Origin of the sequence: Humitalea rosea, assembly GCF_003253705.1 — a bacterium.
Classification (GTDB): Bacteria; Pseudomonadota; Alphaproteobacteria; order Acetobacterales; family Acetobacteraceae; genus Humitalea; species Humitalea rosea.
Genome location: NZ_QKYU01000007.1, coordinates 181834 through 189974, shown reverse-complemented (window position 1 = coordinate 189974; position 8141 = coordinate 181834). Strand labels below are relative to the sequence as shown.

The 8141-nt window shown below is 69.5% G+C and carries 9 protein-coding genes; 1 reads left to right on the top strand and 8 read right to left on the bottom strand.

Annotated elements, in window-relative coordinates; genetic code table 11:
• Positions 1-124: 124 nt before the first annotated feature.
• From C8P66_RS08140 to C8P66_RS08130, 3 genes are read right to left on the bottom strand one after another with little or no spacing between them, the layout of a single operon-like run.
• Positions 125-1102 (bottom strand): ABC transporter ATP-binding protein, encoded by a 978-nt coding sequence (locus C8P66_RS08140; RefSeq protein WP_111397731.1) that lies wholly within the window; start codon positions 1100-1102, stop codon positions 125-127.
• Positions 1099-1968 (bottom strand): ABC transporter permease, encoded by an 870-nt coding sequence (locus C8P66_RS08135; RefSeq protein WP_111397730.1) that lies wholly within the window; start codon positions 1966-1968, stop codon positions 1099-1101. Before C8P66_RS08135 ends, C8P66_RS08140 begins: the two co-directional genes overlap by 4 nt.
• Positions 1965-2882: an ABC transporter permease gene (locus C8P66_RS08130; RefSeq protein WP_111397729.1), complete on the bottom strand. Its 918-nt coding sequence runs from the start codon at positions 2880-2882 to the stop codon at positions 1965-1967. The genes C8P66_RS08135 and C8P66_RS08130 overlap by 4 nt, the downstream gene beginning before the upstream one ends.
• A gap of 161 nt (positions 2883-3043) precedes the next feature.
• Between C8P66_RS08130 and C8P66_RS08125 the strand changes: the two genes are divergently transcribed.
• A complete protein-coding gene (locus C8P66_RS08125) occupies positions 3044-3442 on the top strand; it encodes a TfoX/Sxy family protein (RefSeq protein ID WP_211314073.1) in 399 nt (132 codons plus the stop codon).
• A gap of 34 nt (positions 3443-3476) precedes the next feature.
• Here the strand turns inward: C8P66_RS08125 and C8P66_RS08120 are convergent, their stop codons facing one another.
• From C8P66_RS08120 to C8P66_RS08100, 5 genes are read right to left on the bottom strand one after another with little or no spacing between them, the layout of a single operon-like run.
• Positions 3477-4646 (bottom strand): mandelate racemase/muconate lactonizing enzyme family protein, encoded by a 1170-nt coding sequence (locus C8P66_RS08120; protein ID WP_111397728.1) that lies wholly within the window; start codon positions 4644-4646, stop codon positions 3477-3479.
• 16 nt (positions 4647-4662) lie between these two features.
• Positions 4663-5784 carry an NAD(P)/FAD-dependent oxidoreductase gene (locus C8P66_RS08115; protein WP_111397727.1) on the bottom strand — a complete coding sequence of 374 codons (1122 nt, stop codon included), beginning with the start codon at positions 5782-5784 and terminating at the stop codon, positions 4663-4665.
• Complete coding sequence (locus C8P66_RS08110) at positions 5781-7169, bottom strand: FAD-dependent oxidoreductase (RefSeq protein ID WP_111397726.1); 1389 nt, start codon at positions 7167-7169, stop codon at positions 5781-5783. Before C8P66_RS08110 ends, C8P66_RS08115 begins: the two co-directional genes overlap by 4 nt.
• Positions 7166-7441 (bottom strand): (2Fe-2S)-binding protein, encoded by a 276-nt coding sequence (locus C8P66_RS08105; protein WP_111397725.1) that lies wholly within the window; start codon positions 7439-7441, stop codon positions 7166-7168. Before C8P66_RS08105 ends, C8P66_RS08110 begins: the two co-directional genes overlap by 4 nt.
• Positions 7438-8133, bottom strand: coding sequence for an SDR family NAD(P)-dependent oxidoreductase (locus C8P66_RS08100; RefSeq protein ID WP_111397724.1), 696 nt, complete (start codon positions 8131-8133; stop codon positions 7438-7440). The genes C8P66_RS08105 and C8P66_RS08100 overlap by 4 nt, the downstream gene beginning before the upstream one ends.
• Positions 8134-8141: the final 8 nt, after the last annotated feature.

The window sequence follows — 8141 nt, the reverse complement described above, 5'->3', positions numbered from 1 at the left end:
AAGGAAAACGCCACCATCAGGCCGTCATCGCCCTCGCAAGACGCCGCGTGAACGTGCTCTGGGCCGTCGTGCAAAACCGCACGCCCTTCCAGACCAGATTCAAAATGGCCGCTTGACTGAGCCATTAGGCTGCCACCCTGCTGGCATAGCCGGGCGGCAGGGTGCAAAGCACCTCATGCCCTGCCCCGGCGCCACGCCGCGGGATCGTGCCGGCGCATTCGGCATGGGCATAGGCGCAGCGGTCGCGAAAGGCGCAGCCGCGGAACCCCGGCGGGATGCGCGGCACCACGCCCGGGATGCTGCCCAGCGGATCACCCCGTTTCACCTTGCCCGGCACCGGCACGCAGGCCAGCAGCCCGCGGGTATAGGGGTGCTGCGGATCGGCGAAGAGGGCGGCGGTCGGGGCGGATTCCACAACCTCCCCCGCATACATCACCGAGACGCGGTCAGCGATCCGCGCGACCACGCCAAGGTCATGCGTGATCAGCAGGATGCCGAGCCCGAGGTCCTTCTGGATCCCCGCCAGCAGCCGCAGGATCTGCGCCTGCACGGTGACGTCGAGCGCCGTGGTCGGCTCGTCGGCGATGAGCAGTTCCGGATCGCACATCAGCGCCATGGCGATCATCACCCGCTGGCGCAGCCCGCCCGAAAGCTGATGCGGGAACTGCCCGAGCCGCAGCCCCGGCGCCGTGATCCCGACGCGGCCCAAAAGCTCGGCGGCGCGGTCCACCGCCTGCACGCGGGAGGCGCCGCGATGTCGGCGCAGCACCTCGGTCATCTGCGAGCCGACGGTATAGGCCGGATTCAGGCTGGTCATCGGCTCCTGGAAGATCATCGCCATCCGGTCGCCGCGCAGCCTGGACATCTGGCGTTCGTTCAGCCCGCGGATGTCCTGCCCGGCGAAGGAGAGCACATCCGCCTCCCGCCGCCCGCCCTTGGCCAGCAGCGCCATGATCGCCAGCGAGGTCACGGATTTGCCGCAGCCGCTCTCGCCCACCAGGCAATGGGTTTCCCCCTTGTTCACCGTCAGCGAGGCCCCGCGCACCGCGGCGGTGCCGCCGAAGGTGACGCGCAGGCCCTGGACCTCCAGCAGCGCGCTCATCGGTTGAGGTCCGTGCCCAGCATGTCGCGCAGCGCGTCGCCGAGCAGGTTGACGCCCAGCACCAGCACGAACAGCGCGATGCCGGGGACCAGGATCACCCAGGGGGTGAAGAACATGTATTCCTTGGCCTCCGAGATCATCAGCCCCCAGGACGGCAGCGGCGCCGGGACGCCAAGGCCGAGGAAGGACAGCGCTGCCTCCAGCAGGATCGCCAAGGCCATCTCCAAAGTCGCCACCACGGCGAGGTGGGTCGCGATGTTCGGCAGGATTTCCTTGAGCAGCACGCTGCTGTGGGAGGAGCCGGCGCACCAGGCCGCGCTGACGTAATCGAGGTTGCGGAGCTGCATGGTGGTGGAGCGCGCGACCACGGCGAAGCGGTCCCAGAGCAGCAGTCCCAGGATCAGGATGACCAGCAGAAAACTGGTGCCCATCAGCCCGGCCACGGCCAGCGCCACCAGCACCACCGGGATCGAAAGCCGCGCGGTGATCGCGAACATCACCGCATCATCCACCCGCCCGCCATAGAAGCCGCCGAGCACGCCGATGGTGGTGCCGATGAGGCCGGAGACGATGACGGTCGAGATGCCGATCACCATCGAGATGCGCGCGCCATAGATCAGCCGCGACAGATAATCCCGCCCGAGCTGGTCGGTGCCGAGGAGATTGAGCGGCGTGCCACCTTCCATGAAAACCGGTGGCACCAGCCGGCGCGTCAGGTCGATCGCGAAGGGATCATGCGGCGAGATCCAGGGGGCCAGGATCGCCACGATCAGCACCGCGCCCACGATCAGCGCGCCGAGAAGGAAGCCGGTATTGGCAAGCAGGCGGCGGCCGGCACCGCTGCCGGGCAGGATCACCTCGCTCACGCGCTGCGCAGCCGCGGATCGAGCACCGCATTCAGCATGTCGGCCAGCAGGGTCAGCGCGATGTAGAGCAGCGCCAGCACCAGCACCACGGCCTGCACCACCGGGAAGTCGTTCTTGCCGATGCTCTCCCAGGCGAGGTAGCCGACGCCATGCATGGCGAAGACGCTCTCGATCACGATCGAGCCGCCGAGCATGAAGCCGAGCTGCACCGCCGCGATCGAGACCACCGGGATCGCCGCGTTGCGGAAGCCGTGCTTCACCAGGATCGACAGGCGGGAAAGCCCCTTGGCCCGCGCCGTGCGGATATAGTCGGAGGACAACGCCTCGATCATCCCGCTGCGGGTCAGCCGCATCAGCGAGGGGATGGCCGAAAACGCCAGCACGATCCCCGGCATCACATAATACTCCCAGCCCCCCGTCCCCGAGATGGGCAGCCAGCCGAGGTTGAGCCCCAGCACCACCATCAGGATCAGCCCGAGCCAGAAACTCGGCATCGCCTGCCCGATCAGCGCCACCATCATCACCGAACGATCCACCCAGGAATTCTCCCGCACCGCCGCGATGATGCCGAGCGGCAGCGACACCACCAGCGCAATGGCAAGCCCGACCAAACCCAGGGTCATGGTGATCGGCAACCGGCTCGCGATCAGCTTGGCGACCCGGTCCTTGAAGAAGAAGCTGTCGCCGAAGTCGCCCTGCACGGCGCGCACCAGCCAATCGAGGTATTGCTGCGTCAGCGGCCGGTTGAGCCCATAGGCCCGGCGGATGATGTCCACATCTTCCTGCGTGGCATTCGGCCCGGCGATGGAGATGGCGAGATCGCCCGATAGCCGCGTGAGCAGGAAGCTCAGCGTCAGCACGGTCAGGGCGACAAGAAGCGCGACGGCAAGGCGACGCAGGAGGAATCGCAGCATAGGCCGGCAGCCTAGTCGGGCGCGGCGCCGCCGTGCAAGCTGCGCTGAGCTGATATGCCCCTGCCGCTTGCCACCCGGATACAGCTTCGGCGGCGTATTGCTTCCTGCTTGCGCAACCACAGCGTCACGGCGTGGCATGCGGCCGAAGAAGGATGGAGACCATGGCGAACGGGCGGATGCTGGTGCGCCCCACCGCGCTGGATGCGCGGGGCCGGGCGATGGAGATCGCGGCAGAGCTTGGCCCGCTCGGGCCCGTCGCCGTCCGGCGCCTGTTCGGCGGCGCCGGGCTCTCGGTCGATCAGGTGACCTTCGCCATGGTGATCAAGGGCGCGCTCTACCTGCGGGTGGATGACGCGACACGGCCGCTGTTCGAGGCCGAAGGCGCCTCCCCCTTCACCTACCAGACCCGCGACCGCGAGGTGACCGTGGCCAGCTACTACGAAGCGCCCGATGCGGTGATCGAGGAGACGGAGACGCTGCGCACCTGGGCCGCGCGCGCCTTGGCGGCGGCCCGCGCGGCGGCCAAGCCCAAGCGCGGCCGCAAGCGCCCCGCGACCTGACGGCGGCCAGCCGCCAGCATCAGGCGACGCCCCTTCAATCCCCGAGCGCCAGCTCCGCGCCCAGGAAGGGTGCGATATTGGCCTCGACCAGTTCGACGCCGAGGCCCGGCCGGTCGGGGATCGCGACCCGGCCATTCTTCACCTGCGGTTCCAGGGGCGCGTCCACCAGCGCGAAATGCTCCGGCACGCGGAAGGGATAGAGTTCCTGGATGAGGAAGTTCGGGATGCAGGCGTCGAGTTGCAGCGCCGCCGCCGTGGCGACCGGCCCGGCGCAGAGATGCGGCTGCACCCGCATGTTGTAGGTCTCGGCCATGGCGGCGATCTTCTTCGTCTCCATCATGCCGCCGACGGTGCCGATGTCGGGCTGCACGATGGCCGCGGCGCGCAGCTCGAACAGGCGGCGGAAGCCATAGCGGGTGTAGAGCCGCTCACCAGCCGCGACCGGCATGGAGAGGCGGTCGGCGACCATCTTCATCGCCTCGGGATCGAAGGGATCGACCGGCTCCTCGAAGAAGAACAGGTCGAATTCCTCCAGCTTCAGCCCGAGGCGGATGATGGCGTCGGTGGTGAGTTCCGCGCTCATATCCACCATCAGATCGACATCCGGGCCGACGGCATCGCGCACGGCTCGGACACGCGCGACGGCCAGGCGCTCGAAGTCGCGGTCGAATTCGCGGCGGGAGATATGGGCGAAGATGCCGTTCGGATGGTTCCCGATCGGCGTCGCCAGCGGATAGAATTTCAACGCGTCATAGCCGGCGGCCAGCGCCGTCTCCGCCGCGCGCGCCAACTCGTCGGGGGTGGAGGCGCGGAAGGACCAGCCATTGGCGTAGCAGCGCACCTCCTGCCGGTAGCGCCCGCCCAGCAGCTCATAGACCGGCACGCCCAGCGCCTTGCCCTTGATATCCCAGAGCGCCGTCTCGATCGCGCTGATCGCGGCGAAGATGATCGGGCCGCCGCCCTTGGCCCAGAAGCTGTGGTCGTAAAGGTCGCTCCAGATCGCCTCGATATCGAAGGCGCGGCGGCCCAGCACGATCTTGCGCAGCATCTCCTCGATCAGCGCCGCGGCGCCGCTGGCGCCGATGCCATAGGCCAGCGCGGCCTCGCCGAGGCCGCTGATGCCCTCATCGGTCCAGAGCCGCAGGATGAGCGGCGTGCGGCCGTCGATCTTGGTGAGGTAGATCTGCGCGCGGGTGATCTTCATGGCAGCGAAAAATCCTTCAGGCCGCATCGCGCCAGCGGCCGATGCGGAATGGCGCAAGCGGCACATCCGTGTGCCCATCGAGCACAAGCTCGGTCATGATCGCGCCGACACCCGGCCCAAGCTGGAAGCCATGGCCGGAAAAACCGAAGGCGTGGAACAGCCCTGGCATGGTGCCGCTGGGCCCGATCACCGGGATGCGATCCGGCATCTGGCCGTCGATGCCGGTCCAGCTACGGATCACCTGCACGCCCACGAGCGAGGGCACCAGTGCGACCGCGAGGCCCAGCATCTCCAGCGTCACCTCCGGCAGCGGCCGCGCCCAGGCCCGGCCGCCGGAGACGTCGCTCTCGCCATGGCCGCCGCCGATGATGATGTTGCCGCGCGGGATCTGGCGCAGATAGACATTGCCGCCCACGACCCCAAGGTTGGGCTCGATGAAGAAGGGGACCGGCTCGGTCACCGCCATGTTCGGGCTGAGCGGCTTGATCGGCACCGCCTCGCCAAAGGCCGCCGCCACGGCGCCGCCCCAGTAGCCGGCCATGTTCAGCAGCACGGGGGCGGAGAATTCGGTGCCATCCTCGGCGGTCAGGCGGAACAGCCTGCCGTCATGCGCGAAGCCCGTGACCTTGGTGTGCTCGCGGATCTCGGCACCGGCCAGGCGCGCGACACGGGCGAGCGATGATGAGAGCAGGCGCGGATTGGCTGAGCCATCCTCGGGCGCGAAGGAGCCCGCCACCACCTTCGGCCCCAGCCAGGGATAGTCGCGATGGATGGAGTTGCGCCCGACCATCCGCAGCGCCAGCCCATGCTCGCGCGCGGTGTCGAGATAGGCGATCAGCTCGGCTTCCTCAGCGTCGTTGCGCGCGAGTTTCAGATGGCCGGTGACGCTGAATTCCACATCGCTGCCGACCAGCTCCGGCATCCGCATCCACAGCGCGTGGGAACGGCGGGCGATCGGCAGTTCCGCCGGGTTCCGCCCCTGCTGCCGCACGCCGCCGTAATTCACGCCCGAGGCCTGGCTGCCGACCAGTCCGCGTTCGAGCAGGATCACGCGCTGCCCGCGCTGCGCCATATGCAGCGCGGCCGAACAGCCGGCACCACCGCCGCCCACGATCAGCACATCGCAGGAGGTGGTCATGGCACGGCCTCGGCGGGTGGCGCGACGATGGGGATCGGCTTGACCGGGGGCTGCCCGCGCAGCCGGCCGATCGCATCGACCGGAACGCCAAGGGCCGCGGCCAGGATCTCGGCGGCGGCGGCGCCGCAGACGCGGCCCTGGCATCGGCCCATGCCGGTGCGGGTGAAGGCCTTGGCGCGGTTCATCTCGGGCGCACGGCCGGCGGGGTACTCCTCGGCAGCGGCGGCGCGCAGTTCGCCGACGCGCAGCCCCTCGCAGCGGCAGAGGATCGTATCATCGGGCAAACCCGCGGCGAGATGCGCGGGGTAAGGCGAGGCGCGCTCCAACGCGACGCGGAAGCGCCCGGCCGCGGTCAGGGCACGGTCCAGCCGCGCGGCCTCGGCGGCATCCACCGCTGCCCCCGCATCCTGCAACAGGGCCAGGGCGGCGCGGGCGCCGGCCAGTTCCGCGACCTCGGCGCCGCCGATGCCGGCGCCGTCACCGGCCAGGTAGTGCCCTTCGACGCTGGTACGGCCTGCAAGATCGCGTTCCGGCACCCAATTGTGCTGGATGGCATCGAAGCGGAATGGGATGCCGGCGAGGTCCGCAAGCTGCGCCTCGGGCCGCAGCCCCCAGCCGATGCCGACGGCATCGCAATCGACGCGCTGCGCCCGCCCGCGCGCATCGCGCCAGTCGAGCCCGGTGACGCCCGACCCAGCGCCCTCGATCGCCACGGGCGTCACGCCCTCATCGATGCGGATGCCATGCGCGCGCAGCCAGCCGATGTAATAGAGCCCCTTGGCGAAGGTCGCGCCGCCGCGCAGCAGCCCAAATGCGGCCCGCGCCTTGGTGGCGAAGGAGGTGGTGTCCAGCACCGCCACCACATCCGCCCCGGCCCGGGCATATTGATACGCCACAAGCCACAGCAGCGGCCCGCTGCCGAGGAAGGCCACGCGGCTGCCGATGCCGCAGCCCTGGGTCTTCAGCGCGATCTGCGCGGCACCCATGGTGGTGACACCCGGCAGCGTCCAGCCGGGGACCGGCACCACGCGATCCATCGCGCCGGTGCAGAGCAGCACGGCGTCGTAGTCCACCACCGCCTGCACGCCGCGATGCAGCGTCTGCAAACGCTTCACACCCGGGCGGATGTGCCAGACGAAGGTGTCGGGCCGCCAGTCGGTGCGCGGCTTCATCGCATCCAGCGTGTCATGCAGCGCGGTCGCGCGCTTGGCCTCGAAGCCATACAGCATCTTCGCGTCGCGGTTCAGGGCCGCGGGCGGGCGCTGGTAGATGCGGCCGCCGCCATCCGGTGCCTCATCCAGCCAGGCGGGGCGGTGCCCCGCGGCGACCAGGGTCTGCACGGCGCGCACCCCGGCGGGGCCGGCGCCAACCACGGCGATCCTCATCCGCGTTTCACCCTCATGCCGTCCTCGGCCAGCGTCGCGCAGGCGCGCACCCTGCCCTGCCCTTCGACCACCACCCAGCAATCCTGGCAGGCGCCCATCAGGCAGAAACCCGCGCGGGGGCCGTCGCCGAATTCGCTGTCGCGCAGATGCCCGGCGCCACCGGCGAGCAGCGCCGTCAACAGCGTGTCGCCGGCCTGCGCTTCCAGCGCCTCGCCTTCCAGGGTCAGCAGGATGCGCGGCCGCCCGGCATCGCGCAGCCGCCGCAGCTTCACAGCGTATCCTCGTGGCGGCAGTTGACCAGAAGCTCCGCCACGCTCGCGGTGTTGGAGAGATGCAGCACAACCTCGATCAGCGCGGCCAGATCCTCGGGCCGGCTCATCTGCTCGCGCGGGAATTTGGTGACATGCGAGGTCATGTCGGTATCGACGAAACCGGGGCAGACCGCCGTCGCGCGGATGCCATGGTCCCAGCCGAGGCGACGGACCTCCTGCGTCAGCGCCACCACGGCGAACTTGCTCATGGCGTAAGCGAGATTGTCGTTCCGCACCCGCTTGCCCGAGAGCGAGGAGATGTTCACCACGCGCCCGCTGCCGCTGGCCACGAGATGCGGCCAGGCGGCGCGGATCGCCCGCATCGGCCCCTTGGCATTGACAGTCCACAGGTCGTCGAACGGCGTCTCATCGGTGTCGAACAAGGTGCCGCGCGGATTGATGCCGGCGGCGTTCACCAAAGCGTCGATGCGGCCATGACGTTCGATGGTGGCGGCAACCCAGGCCTCCGCGCTGCCGGTCTTGGCGGCGTCGTAGGGGTGGTGGGTCAGATTGGCGTGCTGCGGCAGGCTCGCGGCGGTGCGGACACCCGCGCTGATGATGCAGCCCGCGGCCAGCAGGCGTTCCAGCACCGCACGCCCGATGCCGCGCGTGGCACCGGAGAGCATGACCACACGGGATTGCGGCGTCAGCATCGGAAAAC